Below are 20,909 nucleotides of genomic sequence, written 5' to 3'. Positions count from 1 at the left end.
CTCCCAGGCGAATGGCGGGTCAGGACAGGAAATGTTCCATCCTGTGCAGGGTTTCGGGCCGGGCGATCATGTCCATGAACGCCTCGGTTTCCGCATCCAGACGGCGCGCGGCGGCGGCGCGGCGGGCATCGTCCCAGACCAGCGCGCGCAGGTGGCGGCGGGTCGCGGGGTCGGTATCGGCCAGCAGATCCGCCGCGCGGTCCTCTGGCCGGTCGCCGACCGCCTGCGCCAGCCCGCGCGCGACAAGCCCTCCGGCATCCACCCGCCGGTCCGCCGCCAGCCACGCCAGCGCCGCCCCCGCCCCGATCCGTTCGGGCAAAAGCGCCGTCCAGCCGCCATCGGGGGCGAAACCCATCGCCGCGTAATAGGGCTGGACGAAGCAGTCGGGCGCGACTACGGCCAGATCGGCGGCGAACAAGAACCCCGCCCCGCCGCCCGTCACCGCCCCCCGCGCCGCCACCGCGACGGTGCAGGGCAGCGCCAGCAGGCGCAGCACGATGTCCTGCAACACCGGCACCACCTGCCGGGCATAGTCCACCGCCCGGCCTTCGCGCGCCGCATCGCGGAACCGCGCCACATCGCCGCCGGAACAGAAATTCCGCCCGCCCGCGATCAGCAATGCCTCGGGCGCCGCGGCCTCTACCGTATCCAGTGCCCGGCGGATCGCATCCAGCAGCCCCGGTTCCAGCGCATTCGCCCGCGGCGCGGCCAGCGTCAGGCGCATCACCGCGCCGTGGTCCAGCCGCAGCGGGCCGCTCATGCCGCACCCCCGGGGGCCAGCCCGTCGCGGATCATGGCGAAAGCCTCGTCCGTCACGCGGTCCAGATCCGGCTTTTCCGCCGCCATCACGAACCGGTCGCCCAGGCTTTTCGCCATGCCCATCAGCGCCCAGGCCCGCACTTCGGCATCGCCGGGGCGGATGTCGCCCTTGGCCACGGCCTTTTCCAGATGCGTGGCATAGGCGCTGGCAAAGCCGGTGAAATAGGCGCGGTAGGCATCGGGATCGACGAACCGCGCCTCCTCCACGATCCGGTAGAGCGACGGGCGTTCCGCCACGAAGGCAAGGAAGGCGCGCAGGCCCAGCCTTTCGGCCTCCAGCCGGTTGGGGGCGTCCTGCACGGCCTCTGTCATCATCCGGCGGGTCAGGCTGCCCATCATCCCCACCAGCTCGCGGAACACGTCTTCCTTCGAGGTGAAGTAGATATAGAATGTGCCAAGGGCCGCGCCGCAGTCGCGGGTGATGTCGGCGATGGAGGCGGCGGCGAAGCCCTTTTCCCCGATCACCCTTTCGGCCGACCGCAGGAGGGTTTCACGCCGCGCGGTGCCGCGCTTGGTTTTCGGTGCTCTCGTTGCCATGCCTCTTGAATAGTGATTCACGTTTCATGTGGCAACCGTTTTGATGCCTGCATCCGCCGCGCCAGCAGCCGCGCGGACAGCACATCCACCCCCCGGTGCAGCGACAGCGCCAGCGCCGCCACCACCAGCACGGTGGCGAACATCAGGTCGATCTTCGCCCGCCCGTTCGCCAGCAGCATCAGATAGCCCAAACCCCGCGAGGCGCCCACCCATTCCCCGATCACCGCCCCGATGGGGGCGTAAACGGCGGCCATCCGCAGGCCCGACAGAAACCCCGGCAGCGCGGCGGGAATGCGGATGCGCCACAGCGCCGTCCGCGCATCCGCCCCCATCACCCGCGCCTGCGCCAGCCAGCCGGGCGGCGTCGCCATCAGCGCATCGAAAAAGGCCGAGGTGACGGGGAAATAGATGATCAGCAGCGCCATCGCCACCTTGGACGCCATGCCATAGCCGAACCACAGCGTGAACACCGGGGCCAGCGCGAACACCGGGATCGCCTGGCTGATCACCAGCATCGGTTGCACCAGCCGCCGCGCCGCGGGCGACAGCACCAGCCCCACCGCCGACAGCCCGCCGAGGATCGCGCCAAGGGCAAGGCCCGCCAGCACCTCGGCCAGCGTCACCAGCGCATGTTCCGCGATCAGCGCGCGCGACTGCCACAGCGCCGCCAGCACCCGCCCCGGCCCGGGCAGGATGAAATGCGGCATCGCCAGCACCCAGACGAGGCCCTGCCACACCGTCACCAGCGCCAGCAGGGGCAGCAGGGGCAGGACGATCCTCATACCGCCTCCAGCAGCAGGCGGGTCAGGTGGCCGGTGGCGGCCAGCGTTCCGGCGGCGTCGGGGGCGCGGGGGGCCGGGGCCGCGGGGGGCGGCACCGGATGCAGGCCCCCCGGGGTCAGCATATGGATCGCATCGCCCAACCGCGCGGCCTCTGCCGGGTCGTGGGTCACGTGCAGCACGGTGCGCCCGGCCAGCAGCGCCGCCGCCAGATCCTGCATCCGCGTGCGCGTCGCCACGTCCAGCGCCGAAAAGGGTTCGTCCAGCAGGATCACCGGGCGGTCCTCGTACAGCGTGCGGGCCAGCGCCACCCGCTGCCGCTGGCCGCCCGACAGCGCGCCGGGCCTGCGCGCGGCGAGGGGGCCAAGCCCCACCCAGTCCAGCAGGTCGCGGGCGCGGGCCGGGTCCGGCCGCTGCCGCCGCAGCCGCGCGCCGAGGGTGACGTTTTCCGCCGCCGTCAACCAGGGCAACAGGCTATCCGCCTGCGCCATCAGCGCCACGCGGCCCGCCAGCAGGCCACCGTCATCCGCGCCCGCCGTACCGTCGAGCCGCAGGCCCTGCGCCGTGCCCGCGAAACAATGCAGCAGGGTGGACTTGCCGATGCCGGATGGACCCAGAAGGCAGGTCCACCGCCCCGCCCCGGCGGCGAACCGCAGCGGCCCGAGGATCGGCCCCGCAGGCCCCAGAACCCGGCCGTCGAACACCAGCCCCGGCGGGGTCACGGGCTGGATCACGGGCGCAGGCCCATGTCCCAGAACCCGGATTCCAGCCGCGTCGCGGTGGTGAAGCGGCGGCAGATCGCGGGCCAGCGGGGGGTGGCGGCCGGGTCGGGGCCAAGCCGTCGGACGGCGGCGCCGTCGATCAGCGCACCGACCCGGGCGCAGACCTGTTGATAGTCCGCCCCGCCATAGGTCTCGATCCAGCCGCGATAGGGGGTGTCGCCCGCCTCGCGCAGCAGCCGCGCGCCGATTTCGCCGTATCCCAGCACACAGGGCGCCAGCGCCGCCAGCAGGTCGAGGAAATCCCCCGCATGCCCGGCATCCAGCACATAGCGGGTATAGGCGAGGTTCTCCGCCCGCTCTTCCGCCGCGAACAGCGTGGCCTCGTCCAGCCCGGCCTCGGCGCAGGTCTGGATATGCAGGCGCATTTCGCCGTCGATCAGGGCATGGACAGTGGCGGCGCAGATGCGCATTTCCCCTATGGTGTCGGCCTTGGTGACGGCCAGCGCCCAGGCCCGGGCGAAATGCACAAGAAACAGATAGTCCTGCACCAGATAATGCAGGAACGCCGCGCGCGGCAGGCTGCCGTCGGCCAGCCCCTGCACGAAGGGATGCCGGGTATAGGCATCCCACGCAGGCCCGGCGGCGGCGCGCCACAGGGCGAAGGTCCGCCCGTAGCCCATCATCGCGCCCCCGGATCGAATGCCAGTTCGGAAACCGGCCGCACCTGCGGGATTAGGCCCGCCTCTGCCAGAAACGCCTCGAACCGCGCATAGCGCGCGTGGTCCAGCGCCGCGGGACGCAGGGCAAAACGGGGCAGGGTATCGGCCCAGGCGCGGGCGTTCAGGTCGTCATCCAGTTCGGCAGAAGTCGCGGCGAAAACCTCCCAGCTTTCAACGGGATGGTTGATGATGTACTGCACCGCCTGTTCGGTGGCGGCCAGGAAGCGGGCGATCCGGTCGCGGTCCGCCAAGGCGGGGTTGGCGACATAGATCAGTTCGTCATAGGCGGGCACGCCCTCTTCCTCGGGGTAGAAACACCGGCCCTTCACCCCCTCGATCTCCATCTGGTTCAGTTCGAAATTGCGGAAGGCGCCGATGACGGCATCCACCTGCCCCGACATCAGGGCAGGCGACAGCGACCAGTTCACGTTCACCCGTTCGATATCGTCGAACCCCAGACCGGCGGGACGCAGCATGGCGGACAAAAGCGCCTCTTCCACCCCGGCGATGGAAAAGCCGACCTTGCGGCCCCTGAGGTCCGCCAGGTCCTGCACCGGCCCGTCGGCCAGCACCAGCAGGCAGTTCAGCGGCGTCGCCACCAGCGTGCCGACACGGGCCAGCGGCAGCCCCTCGGCTACCTGAAGATGCAGTTGCGGCTGATAGGAGATCGCCAGATCCGCCCGGCCAGCGGCGGCCATCTTGGGCGGGTCGGCGGGGTCGGCGGGGGCGATCAGGTCCACCTCCAGCCCCTGCGCGGCGAAATAGCCCTTTTCCTGCGCGATGATCAGGGGGCCGTGGTCGGGATTCACGAACCAGTCCAGCATCACGGTCATGCGGTCCTGCGCCGCGGCGGGGGTGGCCAGCAGAAGGGCCAGAAAGGCGGCATATCTCATGCGGTGTCTCCGGTCATGTCGCCAAGCGCGACGAGGGTGATTTCGCCGTCCCAGACGGCGGCAAGGCGTTCGGCGGCGGTCCAGGCGCGCAGGCCGGACCGGCAGCACAGCACCGCGCGCTGGCCCGGCACGGGGCGGGGACCGGCGGGGCCGAAGGCGTCGGCGGGCAGGCGCAGGGCGGCGGGATGGGCCAGCGGGCCCTCATCCTCTGCCCGCAGGTCGATGATGAAATCCCCGGGGCGGATCGCGGCGGGGGCGATGAAACGATGCGCGGCGCGGGGTTCCGGCGCGGCGTCGAAGGCGAAACCGCCGAAACGGTGCGCGCGCGCGTCATAGCTGGCGAGGCGGCCGAGGGGCGAGGGCGCAAGCCCCGCCAGCACCTCCAGCGCCATCTGCGCCTGAAGCGCGCCGATCACGCCGACCACCGGGCCCAGAACGCCATCCTCTGCGCAACTGCCCATCCGGGGCGGCAGGTCGGGAAACACCGCGCGCAGCGAGGGCGCACCGCCGCAGAAGCCGCCCGCATATCCCTCCATCCCCACGACCGAGGCGTGGATCAGCGGCACCCCGCGCGCAAGGCACAGGTCCGACAGGATATAGCTGACCGCGAAACTGTCGGCGCAGTCGAGCACCACATCCGCCCCCTCGGCCAATGCGGCGGCATTGTGGGGGTCGAGCATGCCCACCACGGGTTCCACCGCGCAGCCGGGGGCAAGGGCGCGCAGGCTGTCGGCGGCGGCCAGCGCCTTGGGGCGGCCGATGTCGGCCATGCGGAACAGGGTCTGGCGGTGCAGGTTGCCGACCTCTATCCCGTCCGGGTCCACCAACCGGATCGCCCCCACCCCGGCACCCGCCAGATAAGGCAGCACCGGCGCGGCAAGCCCCCCCGCGCCCACCACCAGCACCCGCGCCGCCGCCAGCCGCGCCTGCGCCGCCGGGCCCATCCCGGGCACGGCCATCTGGCGGGCATGGCGGGTCATCGCGTCGCCCCTACCCACTGGCGGATGCGGGCTTCGGGGTCGGGGTTCAGGGTGATGTCGGTGACGACCGAGGCGATGTCGGCCCCGGCGGCGAAAGCCTCTGCCGCCCGCGCGGGGGTCAGACCGCCGATGGCGACAAGGGGAATGCCGCCGATACGGGCCTTCCAGTCCCGCAGCCGGCCCACCCCTTGCCGGTGCCATTTCATCTGCTTGAGGATCGTCGGCCAGACGGGGCCGAGGGCGATATAGTCCGGGGCCAATGCCAAGGCGCGGTCCAGCTCGCCCTCGTCATGCGTCGAGATGCCGAGCCGCAGCCCCGCGCGGCGGATCGCGGGCAGGTCGGCGGTATCCAGATCCTCCTGCCCCAGATGGATCCAGCCGCAGCCGAGGTCCATCGCCTCTTGCCAATGGTCGTTGACCACCAGCACCGCCCCGGCGGCACGGCAGAGATCGCGGGAACGGGCGATTTCTGCCCGCAGCGCATCGCGGGCGGCATCCTTGATGCGCAACTGCACCAGCCGCACGCCAAGGGGCAGCGCGCGGGCCAGCCAGTCGGCAGACTCGAAGATGGGATAGAAACGGTCGAGGCTCATTCCAGCATCACTCCAGCACCGCCAGTCCCAGAACGGGGGTCGAGGGCGCGGCCATGTCGCGCGGCTCCATCGGGTCGGCGCCATGGGCCAGCCGCCCGGCGCGGACGGCGAGCGCGAACGCCTCGGCCATCGCCGCCGGGTCGCCCGCCTTCGCCACGGCGGTGTTCAGCAGCACGGCGTCGAAGCCCAGTTCCATCGCCTGCGCGGCATGGCTCGGCAGGCCCAACCCCGCGTCGATCACCATCGGCACATCGGGGAACTGCGCGCGCAGGGTGCGCAGGGCGTAGGGGTTGGCGAGCCCCCGCCCGGTGCCGATGGGCGCGCCCCAAGGCATCAGCACCCGACAACCCGCATCCAGCAGCCGGCCGGCCAGAACGCCATCCTCGGTCGTATAGGGAAAGACCTTGAAGCCGTCGGCGGCAAGGATCCGCGCCGCCTCCACCAACCCGAAGGGGTCGGGTTGCAGCGTGTCGGGGTGGCCGATGACCTCCAGCTTGATCCAGTCGGTGCCGAAGACTTCCCGCGCCATATGGGCGGTGGTCACGGCATCCCGCACGCTGTGGCAACCGGCGGTGTTGGGCAGGACAGGCACGCCAAGGCCCCGGATCAGGTCGCCGAACGCCCGGCCCGCCCCGCCCGCCGCGCTTTCACGGCGCAGCGAAACGGTGGCCACCCCGGCGCCCGACCGGCGAAAGGCATCGGCCAGCACCTTGGGCGAGGGGTATTGCGCCGTCCCCAGCATCAGGGACGAGGCGATGTCGGTGCCATAGAAAACCGGCATCTCAGCCCCCTTGCCTTGGCGCCAGAACCTCCACCCGGTCGCCTTCGGCCAGTGCCTGCCCGGCCCGCGCCCCGGCGGGGACGAAGGCCCCGTTCACCGCCGTCGCCACCCGCGCGCCGCCGTAACCCAGTTCCGCCAGCGCGCCCGCCAGATCGGGGGCCGTCACCTGCCGGGGTTCGCCGTTCACGATGATGTTCATGTTCCCTCCTGCGTCAGAACCATATCCGCCGCCTGCCGCGCCAGTGCGGGGGCCAGCAGAAAACCGTGCCGATACAATCCGTTGACATGCAGCCGCCCGCCTGCCCGCAGCACACGCGGCATGTTGTCGGGGAAGGCGGGGCGGGCGTCGGCGCCGATTTCCAGCACCTCGGCCTCTGCGAAAGCGGGGTGGATCGCATAGGCCGCGTTCAGCAGTTCCACCACCGCGCGCAGCGTGGCGGGGCCGCGCCCGTCGCCCTCGATCTGCGTGGCGCCAAGCATGTAGACGTCATCCCCCCGCGGCACGAGGTAGAGCGGATGGCGCGGGTGCAGCAGCCGGACGGGGCGGGCAAGGCCAAGGCCCGGCGCGCGCAGGACCGCCATTTCGCCCCTGACCCCGCGCAGGTCCGCCAGCCTGTCGCGGGCGGCGAGGCCGCGGCAGTCGATCACCGTCCCCTCCGGGGCACCTTCGGTCAGGAACGCCACACCCCGCGCCGCCAGCCTGTCGCGCAGGCCGGTCAGCGTGGCGCGCGGGGCCAGATGCGCCTCGGTATCGAAGAACAGCGCGCGGTCGAACCGTTCGGCCAGCGCGGGTTCCAGCCCGGCGATCCCCGCCCGGTCCAGCCAGCGGTGGCCCTGCGTGCGGCGGGCAAAGCGGTCAAGCTCCGCCCGGTCGCGCGACAGCGCCAGCACCAGCGTTCCGGCATCGGTCACATCCGCCCCCGCCGCGCACCACCATGCGGCGGCCGTCCGGCCCAGGTCGACGACCTCGGGTTCGGCCACCTCGCCCTCGCAAAAGGGGGCGAGCATGCCGCCCGCCCACCACGAACAGGCCCCGGGGCCGGGCGCGCCTGCCGGGTCGATCACCGTGACCTGCGCCCCGCGGCAGGCCAGTTCCTGCGCCACGCAAAGGCCCGCAACACCTGCGCCAAGGACGGTGACGCGGGTCATGCCCAGACCTCGTGGAAATGGTGGACGGGGCCGTGGCCCTGCCCGATCTGCAACCCGTCGGCGGCGACGATGGCGCCGTGCAGCCAGCCATGCGCCCGGCGCACCGCCTGTTCCAGCGCCGCGCCCTTGGCCAGTTCCGCCGCGATGGCCGACGACAGCGAACAGCCCGTGCCATGCGTGTTGCGGGTGGCGATGCGGGGGGCGGTGAATTCCGCCGTGCCGCCGGGCGTCACCAGCAGGTCGCGGCAGACCGGCCCCGCCGCATGCCCGCCCTTCATCAGCACCGCCCCGGGGCCGAGCGCCCGCAGCGCATGGCCCTGCAACTCTGCCCCCGCCGCATCGCGCGCGGGCGCAAGGCCCAGAAGCCGCGCGGCCTCCGGCAGGTTGGGGGTCAGCAGGGTGGCGCGGGGCAGCAGATATTCGTGCAGCGCGCCGATGGCCGCATCCGCCAGCAGCGTATCGCCCGATTTCGCCACCATCACGGGATCGAGCACCACCGGGCCCGCGTACCCCGCCAGCGCCTCGGCCACCACCCGGGTGACGGCGGCGGAACCCAGCATCCCGATCTTCACCGCATCCGCGCCGATGTCGTCCAGCACCGATGCGATCTGCGCCCGCACCAGCGCGGGGTCGATGCCCGCCACGGCCTGCACGCCCACCGTATTCTGCGCCGTGATCGCGGTGACGGCGGTCATGGCATAGACGCCAAGCGCGGATGCGGCCTTCAGGTCGGCCTGAATCCCCGCCCCTCCGCCGCTGTCGGACCCCGCAATGATCAGAAGCCTTGCGACCCTTGCCATGTTCCCCTCCGGTTACGGACAACAGGGAAGGGCACGGGGGGCATAAGGGGCGCGAACGCCCGGTCTTGCTCCGTTCCCTACGCCGGTATTGCCCGGATCAGGTTCGATGGGTTGGCGCGATGCCTCTCAGCCCCGGAACGGGGCACCCCAACGGAATGCGCGCAGGGTAGGGCGTTCCGGCGCGGCGGGCAAGCCCCCGGGGTGCAGAATGCGAAAGGGCGCCCCGGGGGGCGCCCTTTGCAGGATATGGGCAGGGGTCAGACGGCTTTTTTCAGCGCCTCGACCAGATCGGTCTTTTCCCAGCTGAAACCGCCGTCCGCCTCCGGCGCGCGGCCGAAATGGCCATAGGCGGCGGTGCGGCTGTAGATCGGCTTGTTGAGCCCCAGATGTTCGCGGATCCCGCGCGGCGTCAGGTCCATCACCTGCATCGCCGCCCGCTCGATCGCCTCTTCCTCCACCCGGCCGGTGCCGTGGGTGTCGACATAGATCGACAGCGGCCGCGCGACGCCGATGGCGTAGGACAGTTGCAGCGTGCAGCGTTCCGCCAGCCCCGCCGCGACCACGTTCTTGGCCAGATAGCGCGCGGCATAGGCGGCCGAGCGGTCCACCTTGGTCGGGTCCTTGCCGGAAAACGCGCCGCCGCCATGCGGGGCGGCCCCGCCATAGGTATCCACGATGATCTTGCGCCCGGTCAGGCCGGCGTCGCCATCCGGCCCGCCGATCACGAAGCAGCCGGTGGGGTTCACATGCCACTCGGTCTTGTCGGTGATCCAGCCCGAGGGCAGCACCTCGCGGATATAGGGCTCCACGATGGCGCGGATGTCGTCTGAACTCTGCCCCTCGTGCGCGTGCTGGTGCGACAGCACGATGGACGTGACCTCGACCGGCTTGCCATCCTCGTACCGCACGGAAAGCTGCGATTTCGCGTCGGGGCGCAGTTCGGGTTCCCTGCCGGATTTGCGCACCTCTGCCAGCCGCCGCAGGATCGCATGGGCGTACTGGATCGGGGCGGGCATCAGTTCCGGCGTTTCGTTCACGGCATAGCCGAACATGATGCCCTGATCGCCCGCACCGTCCCGGTCCACGCCCTGCGCGATATGGGCGGATTGTTCGTGCAGGAAGTTCATCACATGGCAGGTGTTCCAGTGGAACTTTTCCTGTTCGTATCCGATGTCCTTGATGCAGTCGCGGGCGATCTGGCCGATGCGGCCCATATAGTCCTTCAGCCGTTCCTGGTTCGACAGGCCGACTTCGCCGCCAATCACGACAAGGCCCGAGGTCGCGAACGTCTCGCAGGCGACGCGCGCGTTGGGTTCTTCGGTCAGAAGCGCGTCGAGAACCGCATCGGAAATGCGGTCGCACAGCTTGTCGGGGTGCCCCTCCGACACGGATTCGGAGGTAAACACATAGTTCTTGCGCGGCATGGGAAGTGCTCCATTGGGTTGATCCCCGTCACGCCAGGAAGCCGTTGTGACGGTTCGGTGAAGTCTTAGGCCCGCCGCGGGGGCAGGTCAATCGCGCCGCCTGCGGCGAATGGCGGCGAAAAGGGCGACTGTGGCAAGAAGGCCGAAGAACGGCCATTCCCCCGCGCGGGCATAAACGGTGGGCGGCAGCGCGGCGGGCAGGGGCGCATCCAGATGGCCGACCTCGCCCAACCCCATCTGCGCCAGCACGCGGCCGCGCGCATCGACCACCGCCGTCACGCCGGTATTGGCCGCGCGCATCAGCGGCAGCCCCTGTTCCACCGCACGCAGGCGGGCGAGGCTAAGGTGCTGCCACGGCCCCGCCAGATCGCCGAACCAGGCGTCATTCGTCACCTGCAACAGCCAGTCGGCGCGCGGCAGGCGGCGGATGTCCTGAGGAAACACGGCCTCGTAGCAGATCAGCGGCAGCGCCCGGCCAAGGGGGCCGAGGTCGATCAGTTCCGGCCCCGGGCCGGCGGAATAGCCGTGCCCTTCCTGCGCGGCAAAGGCGATGATGCCGAACCAGTCCGCCATCCGGTCGCCGAAGGGGATATATTCGCCGAAGGGCACCAGATGGTGCTTGTCATAGACCGCGCTGATGGCGGGCATCGCGCCGTCGGTCGCCAGCACCGCAAGGCTGTTGAAGCCGCGCCACCCTTCCGTCCGCTGGATGCCGAGCGCGACGGGAACACCATCCGCCGCCTCTGCGATCAGGTCGAGCCCCCGGCCCGGGTCGTTCAGCAGGAAGGGCACCGCGGTTTCGGGCCAGACGATCAGGTCGGGGCGGCGGTCGCCGGGGGCAGCGGTGGCGGCGATCTGACGGCCGAAGAATTCGCGCGCCCAGTCCGGGTCCCATTTCAGCGACTGGATGGCGTTGGGCTGCACCAGCCGGACCACCGGCCCCGGCGCGGGCGGCACGGGCTGCGCCCCCTGCCAGTACCCCGCCGCCGCCATGCCCGCGACCAGCAGCGCCCCCACCGCCCCGCCGCGCCAGCCCGCCGCGGCGGGCAGCGCCACCGCCAGCAGCGTCAGCAACGTCAGCCCATAGGCCCCGACCCAGGCGGCCAGCTGCATCGGCGCAAGGCCGATCCAGATATGGCCGGGCAGCGCCCAGGGAAAGCCGGTGAAGATATGGCCGCGGATGAACTCCGCCAGGCTCAGCGCCGCCACCAGCGCCAGCGCACGGCCCGGCCCATCGCGCATGACCCGCGCCGCCAGCCAGCCGGCCCCCGCCCAGAACAGCGCGAGCCCAAAGGCCATGCCGACCAGCGCGAAGGGCGCCATCCAGCCGTCGCGGGCGGGATCGACCTGAAACGGTTCCACGATCCAGTGCAGCGCGACGGCGAAATGCCCGGCGCCGAACAGCCACGCCCGCCCCGCCGCCAACCCCGGGCGCGGCGCGGCAGCGATCAGCGCCAGCCCCGCCGCCCAGGCCGGCAGCGCCACGAACCACAGCGAAAACGGCACCTGCCCAAGCGCCGCCAAGGCCCCCAGCAGGGCGGCCAGCATCAGCGCCCTAGGCCGCGACAGCCCAAGGCCCCATTGCCGCGCACGCATGCCGAAGGCCCCCGCCCTGCCCGTCAACCTGCGCCCTCAGGCCGGAATCGCGCCGCGGGCCGCCCCGGGCAGGCGCAGCCGCAGCCGGTTGATCCGCCGCGGATCGGCATCGACCACCTCGATCTCTGCCCCCGATTCGTGCACCACGACCTCGCCCCGTTCCGGCACCCGCCCCACGCGCAGGAACACCAGCCCGCCGAGCGTATCGACATCCTCGTCGTCCTCGTCGGCGCGCAGGCTAAGCCCGGTGACGGATTCGAGTTCCTCCAGCGGGATGCGGGCCTGCACCAGATAGGTGCCGGGCTTTTCGGCCACCCACAGGGTGTCCTCGTCGATGTCATGTTCATCGGCGATGTCGCCGACGATGGTTTCCAGCAGGTCCTCGATCGTGACCAGCCCGTCCACGCCGCCGTATTCGTCGATCACCAGCGCCATATGCACCCGTTCGGCCTGCATCCGCTGCAACAACACGGCCAGCGGCATCGACGGCGGCGCATAGATCACCGGGCGGATCAGTGTTTTCAGATCGAACGCGCCGTTTTCCTTGCCGAAGCCGTAGGTCAGCGCGAAATCCTTGAGCATGACAAGGCCCTGGGGCGAATCCAGCGTGTCCTTGTAGACCGGCACCCGGGAAAAGCCGTGTTCGCGAAAGACCTCGACCAGTTCCTCGCGGGTGATGTCCAGCGGCACGGCGACGATTTCGGCCTTGGGCATCGCCACGTCATAGACCCGCTGCTGGCGCAAGTTGTGCATCACCGAAATCGCGGTGGCGGCGGCGCTGCGCGCGGGTGGCTCTTCGTCGGATTCGTGGTCCGAAGGCGACAGCGCGCTGAGGATGCGGCCGAAAAAGCCGCGTTGACTACTACCCTCGTCAGGATCGGCGGACTGGCCCGGCTGTCCTTCGGCCACCGCGTCGTTGCTACTTCCCATTGTCCCTTTCCATCTGGCACGCCCGGCAGGGGGCGCAGGATCAATATGGGTCAGCAATACCCAGCCGCGCAAGGGCGCTGATCTCGATCCTTTCCATCAGCGCGGCGTCGGCGTCTTCCACATGGTCGTAGCCCAGCAGATGCAGGACGCCATGGACGATCAGATGCGCCACATGGTCGCGGGGGGGCTTGGCCTGCGCCGCCGCCTCGGCCATGCAGGTCTCATACGCGATGGCGATGTCGCCCAGTTCCTCGGGGTCGTCCGCATCGCCCGGTTCGGGCAGGCCGGGGGCATCGCCGGGCCGGTCCGCCCCGCGTTCGTCCGATGGCCATGACAGGACGTTCGTCGGCTGCGGCTTGCCGCGGAAATCGGCGTTGAGATCCGCGATCCGCGCGTCGTCGCAGCCCATCAGGCAGATCGCGAACCCCCGCGCCGGCAGCCCCAGTTCGGCCAGCGCCGCATGGGCCGCCGTTTCGGCCAGCGCGGGCAGGCCGAAGGCGTCCCACCTCGGGTCCTCGATCACGGTGTCAACCAGCGTCTCCATCCGCGCGGTCATACGCCTCGATGATGCGGGCGACAAGCGGGTGGCGCACCACGTCCTGCGCGGTGAAATAGTTGAAGCTGACGCCCTTGACCCCCTTCAGGATCCGTTCGGCATCGGCAAGGCCGGAGGCCACGCCGCGCGGCAGGTCCACCTGCGTGCGGTCGCCGGTGATGACCATGCGGCTGCCCTCGCCCAGACGGGTCAGGAACATCTTCATCTGCATGGTGGTGGCGTTCTGCGCCTCGTCCAGCACGATGAAGGCGTTCGACAGCGTGCGGCCCCGCATGAAGGCCAGCGGCGCGATCTCGATCCGCTTTTCCTGCATCAGCTTTTCGACCTGCTTGGCCGGCAGGAAATCGTTCAGCGCGTCGTAAAGCGGCTGCATGTAGGGATCGACCTTTTCCTTCATGTCGCCGGGAAGGAAGCCCAACCGTTCGCCCGCCTCGACCGCGGGGCGCGACAGGACGATCTTGTCGACCAGCCCGCCGATGAACATCGTCACGCCCACGGCGACGGCCAGATAGGTCTTGCCGGTGCCCGCAGGCCCGATGCCGAAGCCGAGTTCGTGGTTGAAAAGGTTGGCGACATAGGCCTTCTGCGCCTCTGTCCGGGGTTCGACCGGCTTCTTGCGGGTGCGCAGTTCCAGCCCCTGCGCGCCGAACATTTCCAGCTGGTCATCCCCCGCGCGCGCGGGATCGCCGCCGCGGGCCGGGCGCAGGGCCGCGTCGATGTCGCCCGAGCCCACGCCGCGCCCGGCTTCGAGCCGGGCATAGAGCGCCTCGAGCACCAGCGCCGCCTGCTGGCGCGCCGCCGCCTCGCCCATCACCGCCAGCCGGTTGCCCCGGCGCAGGATCTGCACCCCCAGCCCATGTTCGACCTGCGCCAGATTGCGGTCGAATTCGCCGCAAAGTTCGATCAGCAGGCGGTTGTCGGGAAATTCCAGAAGCGTCTCTGTCAACTCTTCGGGGCGGGGCGGGGGGGTCAGCGCGCTGATGCCCAAGTGCGGTTCCTTCTGCTGCGGGTGGGGCGTTGCGGTTCGGTCGGTTGCGCGGGTCTTGGATCGAGTGTGCGGCCTTGCGGTCCCGGGTGCAAGCATGTTGCCCGCCCCCCGCATACATCCGCCGATTTGCACGACATCCGCGTGACAGGCCGCAGATGGGATGCCGGGCCCGCAAAGACAAGGGGCCGCAAAGAGTAGGGGCCGCAGGTTTCCCCGCGGCCCCCCCGATCCCTCGCGCCCGATGCGCGCCGCCGTCATTCCGGCAGGATGTCGATGAAGGTGTTGGTCTTGTAGTTCTTGACCACATAGCCCGGCGGGTATTCGCTGTTGCAGACCGGCAGGCCCGACACCGGGTCCCGGCGGCGGCTGGCATAGCCTTCGGCCCCGTCGTCGATCAGCCAGTTCTGGCAACCGTCCGGGTCGTAGGCGATGGCCGCCTGCTGTTGCGGCAGGGTCTGGCGGTCGATGAACGAGGTGTCGCGCGGCTGCGCGATCAGCCGCGGCTGGCCGTTCGCATCGACGCCCCCTGCGGTGGTGCAGGCGCCCGTGACCGCCAGCAGAACACCGGCAGCGGCAAGTTTCAGGGCCTTGAGGTTCACCTTTTTCATGTCACCACCTGTAGCAAACGACTTCGACGCGGCGGTTCTTCTGCATGCCGGCGGCGGTGGAATTGGTGGCGATCGGCCGGCGTTCGCCGAAGCCGATTTCGCGATCCACCACCGCACCGACAGACCGTGCGACCGCTGCCACGCTGGCGGCCCGGCGCTGCGACAGGGCCATGTTGTATTCATCCGAGGCGCGGCTGTCGGTATGCCCGTAGATGGCATAGGCGAAGGCGCCCGAGCTGCGGAAGAAATGTTCCAGCCGCGACCGGCCCGAAGCCGTCAGCTTGTGGCTGTCGGTGGCGAACAGGGTATCCGTGTTCTCGACCAGGCAGGTATTGAGCTTGAGGCAGACCGGCTTGCCGGTCTTGGGGTTCACCCGCTCGACCATATAGCCTTCGAGGCCGCCGTCGGCCCACCAGTGCATGCAGCCGTCCGGGTCCACCCAGACGCCCCAGTCGATCCTGCCGCTGACCTCGGGCTTGGCCTGCGCCAGGCCCTCGGACGCGACCCCGAGCCCGAGCGCCAGGACCAGCCCTGTCACAGCCATTCGCAATGCGCCGGAAAAACGCCTTTCCACAGCCGCAGCCCCCCTTGCAACGCCACCTCGTAATTCAACGCCTTAGAAATGCCACAGGATAGCCAGAAGTCCAGCAAAATCTATGGATTCGCGCCTCGAATCGTACCACCTGTTGCGCAGGACACAACAATGCGCGTTGCCGGCGGGCACCGTCCACCGGCAGGAAACCCTCAGCCGCCAAGCCTTTCGCCGGCCAGCGAATTCGGCCCGGCGGCGGTGATGCGCACGCGCACCAGTTCGCCCACCCGGCCGGCAGGGTCATGGACATGCACAGCATGCAGGTGATCGGACTTGCCGGCAAGCTGCCCGTCCAGCCGCCCGGGCTTTTCGTACAGAACGCCGACCTCGCGGCCCACCATCGCGTCCTGCGCGGCGCGCTGCTGCGCGGTGATCTGCGCCTGAAGCCGTTGCAGCCGGTCGTCCGCCACCGCGTCGTCCACCGGCGTGCGGCCCGCGGCGGGGGTGCCGGGGCGGGCGGAATACTTGAAGCTGTAGGCCATGCCATAGTTCACTTCGCGCAGGATCTGCATCGTGGCGTCGAAATCGGCCTCGGTCTCGCCGGGGAAACCGACGATGAAATCGCCCGACAGCAGCATGTCGGGCCGCGCGGCGCGGATGCGTTCGACCAGCCGCAGGTATTGTTCCGCCGTATGGCGGCGGTTCATCGCCTTGAGGATGCGGTCGGACCCCGATTGCACCGGCAGGTGCAGATAGGGCATCAGCTGCGGCACCTCGGCATGCGCCTCGATCAGGTCGTCGGCCATGTCGTTGGGGTGGCTGGTGGTATAGCGGATGCGTTCCAGCCCCTCGATCTGCGCCAGCGCGCGCACGAGCCGCCCCAGACCCCAGGTGCCCCCCTCGCCCTCGCCGTGATAGGCGTTGACGTTCTGGCCCAGCAGGGTGAGTTCGCGCACGCCGCAGTCCACCAGCGCGCGGGCCTCCGACAGGATCCGCGCCGCGGGGCGGCTGACCTCTGCCCCCCGCGTATAGGGCACGACGCAAAAGGCGCAGAACTTGTCGCATCCCTCCTGCACCGTCAGGAAGGCGGCGGGTGCGGCCCTCGACCGCAGCTTGGGCAGGTGGTCGAACTTGTCCTCCGCCGGGAAATCGGTGTCGAGCGCGCGGCCCCCCGCCGCCACCCGCCGGGCCATTTCCGGCAGGCGATGGTACGCCTGCGGACCCACCACCAGATCCACCATCGGCGCGCGGCGCAGGATCTCCTCGCCCTCCGCCTGCGCGACACAGCCGGCGACGGCGACCTTCAGATCCGGTTTCGCCTGTTTCAGCGGGCGCAGGCGGCCGATGTCGGAATAGACCTTTTCCGACGCCTTTTCGCGGATATGGCAGGTGTTCAGCAACACCATGTCCGCATCCTCGGCCCGGTCGGTGACGACATAGCCCTCGGCCCCGAGCGCCTCTGCCATCCGCTCGCTGTCATAGACGTTCATCTGGCACCCGTAGGTCTTGATGAACAGCTTCTTGCCCTCGGCCATCGGCGACTCCTGACTTCAAGGCGTTCTCTTACACGCAGGCGGGGTGCTGCCGCAACGCTTGCATCTTGGGCGGCGTTCACGGATTCTGCGGCAGGAACGGCGGCAGAACCCGGGCAGGACGGCTATGGACTACGACAGCATCGACGCCTTCGTCGAAAAGACGCGGGCAAAGCTGGCCAAGGGGCCCACGGCGATCGTGGTGGTGGAAGACCCGGTGGCGGTTGCCGCGACGCTGGCGCATGCGCTGGAACTGGGCTTCGGGCTGGTGGTGGCGCTGATGCCGCGCGAACTGCCGCTGCCGGTGCAGTTCGCCGCCTCCGTCCACCGGATCGCCCATGACGTCTACGCCGACGACGCCGTGCCCGAGGCGGTCAACCGCATCGCCGCCGCCGCACCCGGGGCATGGTTCCACTATTGCTACAACGCCGAGTTCCTGTTCTTCCCATTCTGCGAAAGCCGCACCATCCGCGATCTCGTGACCTTCCACACCGAGGAACGGCGCGACGCGATGCTGACCTATGTCATCGACCTCTATTCCGCCGACCTGACACGCCACCCCGATGCGGTGTCGCTGGACGATGCGATGCTGGACCGTTCGGGCTATTACGCGCTCGGCCGCCCCGACCCGGCGAACCACAACCACCCCCGGGAACGGCAGCTGGATTTCTTCGGCGGCCTGCGCTGGCGGTTCGAGGAACATGTGCCCCCCGCAAAGCGGCGCATCGACCGGATCGGCATCTTCCGCGCGCAGCCGGGGTTGAAGCTGTTGTCGAACCACACCTTCAACATCGAGGAATACAACACCTACGCCTGCCCCTGGCACAACAACCTGACGGCGGCGATCTGTTCCTTCCGCACCGCCAAGGCGCTGCGCACCAATCCGGGGTCGAAATACGACATCGAGACCTTCCGCTGGCGCAATTCGGAACCGTTCGAATGGCACAGCCAGCAGTTGATGAGCCTCGGGCTGATGGAACCGGGGCAATGGTTCTGACACGGGCGGCCCGGGTTCCGCATTGACCGGCCCCCCGGGGCTGCACCGGGGCGGATCGGGTTTCGGCCCGGTCAGGCGGCGCAGTCCGCGCAGGGGACGAAGGCCATTCTCGGCAAGCGGGCCGAGGCCATGGTGGACGGGGCTTTGGGCCCCCGGCCGGGGGAAATCCACGCGGATCACGGTGGCGAAGGCACACGCCTTCGCCAGCCAGCACGATAAACCGGGACTGAACGCCTACCCCTCCTTCGCCGGGTCGAAGGCCAGCAGGCGCAGCGCGTTCAGCGTCACCAGAACCGTCGCGCCGGTATCGGCGAGGATGGCGATCCACAGCCCCGTGATGCCGAGGATCGAGGTGACGAGGAACACCGCCTTCAGCCCGAGCGCCAGCGCGATGTTCTGCCGGATATTGCCCATCGTCGCCCGCGCCAGCCGGATCAGCGCCGGCACGTCGCCCACCCGGTCGCGCAGGATCGCGGCATCGGCGGTTTCCAGCGCCACGTCGGTGCCCGACCCCATGGCGACGCCCACCCCCGCCTGTTTCAGCGCCGGGGCGTCGTTGATGCCGTCGCCGATCATCATCACCCCGCCCTGCGCGCCCATGTCGCGGATCGCGGCCAGCTTGTCCCCCGGCATCATCTCTGCCCGCCAGCCCATGCCGAGGCCGCCGGCGATGGCCGCCGCCGTGCGGGGGTTGTCGCCGGTCAGGATGGTGGCGCCGACGCCCATGGCCTTCAACTGCCGCACCGCACCGGCGGCATCCGCGCGCGGCTCGTCCCGCAGCGCGATCAGGCCGAGCGGCCGGCCTTCGCGGTACACCGCGACGACCGTCTTGCCCTCTGCCTCCAGCTCCGCCGCGCGGGCCATTGCCGCATCGCCGATCCCGCCCGCCCCGGCGGCATGGCGGGGCGAGGATACCCAGGCCATCGCCCCGTCCACCATCGCCTCGGCCCCCTTGCCGGGGATGGCCCTCGCACCCTGCGCGGGCAGCGCCGCCCCCCCGGCCCGGCGCAGGATCGCCTGCGCCAGAGGGTGGCTCGACCCCGCTTCCACCCCGCCCGCCACGGCCAGCAATCCGGTTTCCGTCACCCCCGGGGCGGGCACCAGATCGGTCACGGCGGGGGCGCCATGGGTCAGCGTGCCGGTCTTGTCGAAGGCCACCTGCGTGACCTTCGCCGCCGCCTCGATCACCGCGCCGCCCTTCATCAGCAGCCCCCTGCGCGCCCCCGACGACAGCGCCGAGGCGATGGAGGCGGGGACAGAGATCACCAGCGCGCAGGGGCAGCCGATCAGCAGCAGCGCCAGCCCCCGATAGATCCACGTCCCCCAATCGGCCCCGAAGGCCAGCGGCGGGATCAGGATCACCAGCGCCGCCACCCCCACGATGGCCGGCATGTAGAGCCGCGAGAAACGGTCGATGAACCGCTCCGTCGGCGCGCGGGCCTCTTCGGCCTCTTCCACCAGCCGGATGATGCGGGCGATGGTGTTGTCGGCGGCGGCCCGGGTGACGCGCACCCGCAGCGCGGCCTCGGTATTGATCGACCCGGCAAAGACCGCCTCGCCGGGGCCCTTGCTGCGCGGCACGCTTTCGCCCGTCACCGGGCTTTCGTCGATGCCCGACACGCCCTCGGCGATCTCGCCATCCGCCGGAATGCGGTCGCCGGGGCGGACCAGAACCATCTGCCCGATGGCCAGCGTTTCCGCCGGAACCTCGCGGGTGCGCCCGCCCTCCTCCAGCAGCGCGGTGCGGGGAACGAGGTTCGCCAGCGCGCGGATGCCATTGCGGGCCTGATTGGCCGCCACGCCCTCCAGCACCTCGCCCACGGCGAACAGGAACACGACCAGCGCGGCTTCTTCGGCCGCGCCGATGACCAGCGCACCCACCGCGGCAAGGGTCATCAGGCTTTCGATGGTGAAGGGCTGGCCCATCCGCAAGGCCGCAAGGGCGCGCCGCGCGACCGGGGCAAGACCGATGGCACAGGCCAGAACGAAGGCCCAATGGCCGGTGCCTTCCGGGGCCGACAGTTCGAACGCCCAGGCGGCGGCCAGCAGCACCCCGGTCAGGATCACCAGCCGGCCCTTGGCGGTGCGATACCACGCCTTGCCCCGGTCGGCGGGATCGTCATGCACATGGCCGGGGGCGCCGTGGCCCGCATCGGCGCCGTGGTCATGCGCCCCCGCGCCGCAGCAACCGCCCGCCGCCCCCGGCGCGGCGGCGCCCGGCCCGCGCGGCGCGATGCCGTATCCCAACCGGCGCACCACGCCCTCCACCTCTGCGGCGGGGGTCGTGCCCGGCGCCAGATCCAGCGACAGCCGCTCGCCCATCAGCGCCACCTTCACATCGCTGACGCCCGGCAGCCTTTCGACCGCCCGCGTCACCTTGACGGTGCAGGCCGCGCAATCCATGCCCGTCACCGTCCATTCCAGCCTGTCGCCCTGCCGATCCGTCATCGTCGTCCTCCGCCCGCAAGGGGCTTGTCCTCATCGATTCGGGACCCTAATTGCTATAGCAACTATAGGTTCAAGGGTTTTCTCATGCTCACTATCGGAAAACTGGCCACGGCGACGGGGGTGAAGGTGCCCACGATCCGCTATTACGAACAGATCGGCCTGCTGCCAGAGGCCGAACGCAGCGAGGGCAACCAGCGCCTCTACGGCCGCGCCACGCGGGAACGGCTGTCCTTCATCCGCCATGCCCGCGACCTCGGTTTTCCGCTCGACGCGATCCGCGAACTGCTGAGCCTCGCCGACGACCCCGACCGCCCCTGCGCCGAGGCCGACATCATCGCCGCCCGGCAGCTGGCCGCCGTCCGGGAACGGATCGCGCGGCTGGAGGCGCTGCGGACGGAACTGGAACGGATGGTGGCCCAATGCGCCCACGGGACGATCTCTGACTGCCGGGTGATCGAGGTTCTGGGCAACCACGATCTGTGCCTGCACGACGACCACGCCGCCTGACCGCCGCGCCTTCAACGGA

The 20,909-nt window shown here is 70.2% G+C and carries 23 protein-coding genes and 2 riboswitches; of the genes, 2 read left to right on the top strand and 21 right to left on the bottom strand.

Going from position 1 to position 20,909, the window contains the following annotated elements; translation table 11 throughout:
• Positions 1 to 19: 19 nt before the first annotated feature.
• The 20 genes from RGD00_RS09375 to miaB form a co-directional block, all read right to left on the bottom strand.
• Positions 20 to 760: an enoyl-CoA hydratase/isomerase family protein gene (locus RGD00_RS09375; RefSeq protein ID WP_310457059.1), complete on the bottom strand. Its 741-nt coding sequence runs from the start codon at positions 758 to 760 to the stop codon at positions 20 to 22.
• Positions 757 to 1,356 carry a TetR/AcrR family transcriptional regulator gene (locus tag RGD00_RS09370; protein ID WP_310457058.1) on the bottom strand — a complete coding sequence of 200 codons (600 nt, stop codon included), beginning with the start codon at positions 1,354 to 1,356 and terminating at the stop codon, positions 757 to 759. The genes RGD00_RS09375 and RGD00_RS09370 overlap by 4 nt, the downstream gene beginning before the upstream one ends.
• A 17-nt stretch (positions 1,357 to 1,373) precedes the next feature.
• Positions 1,374 to 2,138: an ABC transporter permease gene (locus RGD00_RS09365; protein WP_310457057.1), complete on the bottom strand. Its 765-nt coding sequence runs from the start codon at positions 2,136 to 2,138 to the stop codon at positions 1,374 to 1,376.
• Entirely contained in the window at positions 2,135 to 2,866 is a 732-nt protein-coding gene (locus tag RGD00_RS09360) for an ABC transporter ATP-binding protein (protein ID WP_425603399.1), read from the bottom strand. The genes RGD00_RS09365 and RGD00_RS09360 overlap by 4 nt, the downstream gene beginning before the upstream one ends.
• Positions 2,866 to 3,537, bottom strand: a complete 672-nt coding sequence (locus RGD00_RS09355) for a TenA family protein (RefSeq protein WP_310457056.1) — start codon at positions 3,535 to 3,537, stop codon at positions 2,866 to 2,868. The genes RGD00_RS09360 and RGD00_RS09355 overlap by 1 nt, the downstream gene beginning before the upstream one ends.
• Positions 3,537 to 4,469, bottom strand: a complete 933-nt coding sequence (locus RGD00_RS09350) for an ABC transporter substrate-binding protein (RefSeq protein WP_310457055.1) — start codon at positions 4,467 to 4,469, stop codon at positions 3,537 to 3,539. Before RGD00_RS09350 ends, RGD00_RS09355 begins: the two co-directional genes overlap by 1 nt.
• Positions 4,466 to 5,449 carry a HesA/MoeB/ThiF family protein gene (locus RGD00_RS09345; protein ID WP_310457054.1) on the bottom strand — a complete coding sequence of 328 codons (984 nt, stop codon included), beginning with the start codon at positions 5,447 to 5,449 and terminating at the stop codon, positions 4,466 to 4,468. Before RGD00_RS09345 ends, RGD00_RS09350 begins: the two co-directional genes overlap by 4 nt.
• Positions 5,446 to 6,042: a thiamine phosphate synthase gene (locus tag RGD00_RS09340; RefSeq protein ID WP_310457053.1), complete on the bottom strand. Its 597-nt coding sequence runs from the start codon at positions 6,040 to 6,042 to the stop codon at positions 5,446 to 5,448. Before RGD00_RS09340 ends, RGD00_RS09345 begins: the two co-directional genes overlap by 4 nt.
• Positions 6,043 to 6,049: 7 nt before the next feature.
• A complete protein-coding gene (locus RGD00_RS09335; RefSeq protein ID WP_310457052.1) occupies positions 6,050 to 6,823 on the bottom strand; it encodes a thiazole synthase in 774 nt (257 codons plus the stop codon).
• 1 nt (position 6,824) lies between these two features.
• On the bottom strand, positions 6,825 to 7,022 hold the full coding sequence (gene thiS / locus RGD00_RS09330; RefSeq protein ID WP_310457051.1) for a sulfur carrier protein ThiS: 198 nt from the start codon (positions 7,020 to 7,022) through the stop codon (positions 6,825 to 6,827).
• The gene (locus RGD00_RS09325; protein WP_310457050.1) at positions 7,019 to 7,972 is read right to left on the bottom strand and encodes an FAD-dependent oxidoreductase; all 954 of its coding nucleotides are present in this window, start codon (positions 7,970 to 7,972) and stop codon (positions 7,019 to 7,021) included. Before RGD00_RS09325 ends, thiS begins: the two co-directional genes overlap by 4 nt.
• Complete coding sequence (gene thiD, locus RGD00_RS09320; RefSeq protein WP_310457049.1) at positions 7,969 to 8,772, bottom strand: bifunctional hydroxymethylpyrimidine kinase/phosphomethylpyrimidine kinase; 804 nt, start codon at positions 8,770 to 8,772, stop codon at positions 7,969 to 7,971. The genes RGD00_RS09325 and thiD overlap by 4 nt, the downstream gene beginning before the upstream one ends.
• A gap of 57 nt (positions 8,773 to 8,829) precedes the next feature.
• Positions 8,830 to 8,932: riboswitch (TPP riboswitch) on the bottom strand.
• Positions 8,933 to 9,029: 97 nt separating this feature from the next.
• Positions 9,030 to 10,196: a methionine adenosyltransferase gene (gene metK / locus RGD00_RS09315; protein ID WP_310457048.1), complete on the bottom strand. Its 1,167-nt coding sequence runs from the start codon at positions 10,194 to 10,196 to the stop codon at positions 9,030 to 9,032.
• Positions 10,197 to 10,202: 6 nt separating this feature from the next.
• Positions 10,203 to 10,252: riboswitch (SAM-SAH riboswitch) on the bottom strand.
• A 31-nt stretch (positions 10,253 to 10,283) separates the two neighbouring features.
• Positions 10,284 to 11,792: an apolipoprotein N-acyltransferase gene (gene lnt, locus RGD00_RS09310; RefSeq protein WP_310457047.1), complete on the bottom strand. Its 1,509-nt coding sequence runs from the start codon at positions 11,790 to 11,792 to the stop codon at positions 10,284 to 10,286.
• A 36-nt stretch (positions 11,793 to 11,828) separates the two neighbouring features.
• The gene (locus tag RGD00_RS09305; RefSeq protein ID WP_310457046.1) at positions 11,829 to 12,722 is read right to left on the bottom strand and encodes a hemolysin family protein; all 894 of its coding nucleotides are present in this window, start codon (positions 12,720 to 12,722) and stop codon (positions 11,829 to 11,831) included.
• Between the two features lie 40 nt (positions 12,723 to 12,762).
• Entirely contained in the window at positions 12,763 to 13,266 is a 504-nt protein-coding gene (ybeY, locus tag RGD00_RS09300) for an rRNA maturation RNase YbeY (protein WP_310457045.1), read from the bottom strand.
• A complete protein-coding gene (locus tag RGD00_RS09295; RefSeq protein WP_310457044.1) occupies positions 13,250 to 14,266 on the bottom strand; it encodes a PhoH family protein in 1,017 nt (338 codons plus the stop codon). Before RGD00_RS09295 ends, ybeY begins: the two co-directional genes overlap by 17 nt.
• Positions 14,267 to 14,520: 254 nt before the next feature.
• On the bottom strand, positions 14,521 to 14,874 hold the full coding sequence (locus RGD00_RS09290; RefSeq protein WP_310457043.1) for a hypothetical protein: 354 nt from the start codon (positions 14,872 to 14,874) through the stop codon (positions 14,521 to 14,523).
• Position 14,875: 1 nt separating this feature from the next.
• Positions 14,876 to 15,418 (bottom strand): OmpA family protein, encoded by a 543-nt coding sequence (locus RGD00_RS09285; RefSeq protein ID WP_310457042.1) that lies wholly within the window; start codon positions 15,416 to 15,418, stop codon positions 14,876 to 14,878.
• 200 nt (positions 15,419 to 15,618) lie between these two features.
• Complete coding sequence (gene miaB, locus RGD00_RS09280) at positions 15,619 to 16,941, bottom strand: tRNA (N6-isopentenyl adenosine(37)-C2)-methylthiotransferase MiaB (protein WP_310457041.1); 1,323 nt, start codon at positions 16,939 to 16,941, stop codon at positions 15,619 to 15,621.
• 124 nt (positions 16,942 to 17,065) lie between these two features.
• Between miaB and RGD00_RS09275 the strand changes: the two genes are divergently transcribed.
• Positions 17,066 to 17,935, top strand: coding sequence for a hypothetical protein (locus RGD00_RS09275; RefSeq protein ID WP_310457040.1), 870 nt, complete (start codon positions 17,066 to 17,068; stop codon positions 17,933 to 17,935).
• 234 nt (positions 17,936 to 18,169) lie between these two features.
• Here the strand turns inward: RGD00_RS09275 and RGD00_RS09270 are convergent, their stop codons facing one another.
• A complete protein-coding gene (locus tag RGD00_RS09270; RefSeq protein WP_310457039.1) occupies positions 18,170 to 20,383 on the bottom strand; it encodes a heavy metal translocating P-type ATPase in 2,214 nt (737 codons plus the stop codon).
• 84 nt (positions 20,384 to 20,467) lie between these two features.
• Between RGD00_RS09270 and RGD00_RS09265 the strand changes: the two genes are divergently transcribed.
• Entirely contained in the window at positions 20,468 to 20,890 is a 423-nt protein-coding gene (locus RGD00_RS09265; RefSeq protein ID WP_310457038.1) for a MerR family transcriptional regulator, read from the top strand.
• Positions 20,891 to 20,909: the final 19 nt, after the last annotated feature.

It is taken from the genome of Ruixingdingia sedimenti, from assembly GCF_031432425.1.
Classification (GTDB): domain Bacteria; phylum Pseudomonadota; class Alphaproteobacteria; order Rhodobacterales; family Rhodobacteraceae; genus Ruixingdingia; species Ruixingdingia sedimenti.
Note: the sequence above shows the minus strand (reverse complement) of the source record. Positions and strands in the feature narration are given on the sequence as shown.

Excerpts from the sequence above, each read along its gene's own strand:
- RGD00_RS09290 (WP_310457043.1), bottom strand. The coding sequence starts at position 14,874 with ATGAAAAAGGTGAACCTCAAGGCCCTGAAACTTGCCGCTGCCGGTGTT.
- RGD00_RS09265 (WP_310457038.1), top strand. The coding sequence starts at position 20,468 with ATGCTCACTATCGGAAAACTGGCCACGGCGACGGGGGTGAAGGTGCCC.
- RGD00_RS09345 (WP_310457054.1), bottom strand. The coding sequence starts at position 5,449 with ATGACCCGCCATGCCCGCCAGATGGCCGTGCCCGGGATGGGCCCGGCG.
- RGD00_RS09340 (WP_310457053.1), bottom strand. The coding sequence starts at position 6,042 with ATGAGCCTCGACCGTTTCTATCCCATCTTCGAGTCTGCCGACTGGCTG.
- RGD00_RS09270 (WP_310457039.1), bottom strand. The coding sequence starts at position 20,383 with ATGACGGATCGGCAGGGCGACAGGCTGGAATGGACGGTGACGGGCATG.
- RGD00_RS09275 (WP_310457040.1), top strand. The coding sequence starts at position 17,066 with ATGGACTACGACAGCATCGACGCCTTCGTCGAAAAGACGCGGGCAAAG.
- RGD00_RS09285 (WP_310457042.1), bottom strand. The coding sequence starts at position 15,418 with ATGGCTGTGACAGGGCTGGTCCTGGCGCTCGGGCTCGGGGTCGCGTCC.
- RGD00_RS09305 (WP_310457046.1), bottom strand. The coding sequence starts at position 12,722 with ATGGGAAGTAGCAACGACGCGGTGGCCGAAGGACAGCCGGGCCAGTCC.
- lnt (WP_310457047.1), bottom strand. The coding sequence starts at position 11,792 with ATGCGTGCGCGGCAATGGGGCCTTGGGCTGTCGCGGCCTAGGGCGCTG.
- metK (WP_310457048.1), bottom strand. The coding sequence starts at position 10,196 with ATGCCGCGCAAGAACTATGTGTTTACCTCCGAATCCGTGTCGGAGGGG.
- RGD00_RS09365 (WP_310457057.1), bottom strand. The coding sequence starts at position 2,138 with ATGAGGATCGTCCTGCCCCTGCTGCCCCTGCTGGCGCTGGTGACGGTG.
- ybeY (WP_310457045.1), bottom strand. The coding sequence starts at position 13,266 with ATGGAGACGCTGGTTGACACCGTGATCGAGGACCCGAGGTGGGACGCC.
- RGD00_RS09355 (WP_310457056.1), bottom strand. The coding sequence starts at position 3,537 with ATGGGCTACGGGCGGACCTTCGCCCTGTGGCGCGCCGCCGCCGGGCCT.
- miaB (WP_310457041.1), bottom strand. The coding sequence starts at position 16,941 with ATGGCCGAGGGCAAGAAGCTGTTCATCAAGACCTACGGGTGCCAGATG.
- RGD00_RS09350 (WP_310457055.1), bottom strand. The coding sequence starts at position 4,469 with ATGAGATATGCCGCCTTTCTGGCCCTTCTGCTGGCCACCCCCGCCGCG.
- RGD00_RS09375 (WP_310457059.1), bottom strand. The coding sequence starts at position 760 with ATGAGCGGCCCGCTGCGGCTGGACCACGGCGCGGTGATGCGCCTGACG.
- thiS (WP_310457051.1), bottom strand. The coding sequence starts at position 7,022 with ATGAACATCATCGTGAACGGCGAACCCCGGCAGGTGACGGCCCCCGAT.
- thiD (WP_310457049.1), bottom strand. The coding sequence starts at position 8,772 with ATGGCAAGGGTCGCAAGGCTTCTGATCATTGCGGGGTCCGACAGCGGC.
- RGD00_RS09335 (WP_310457052.1), bottom strand. The coding sequence starts at position 6,823 with ATGCCGGTTTTCTATGGCACCGACATCGCCTCGTCCCTGATGCTGGGG.
- RGD00_RS09370 (WP_310457058.1), bottom strand. The coding sequence starts at position 1,356 with ATGGCAACGAGAGCACCGAAAACCAAGCGCGGCACCGCGCGGCGTGAA.
- RGD00_RS09325 (WP_310457050.1), bottom strand. The coding sequence starts at position 7,972 with ATGACCCGCGTCACCGTCCTTGGCGCAGGTGTTGCGGGCCTTTGCGTG.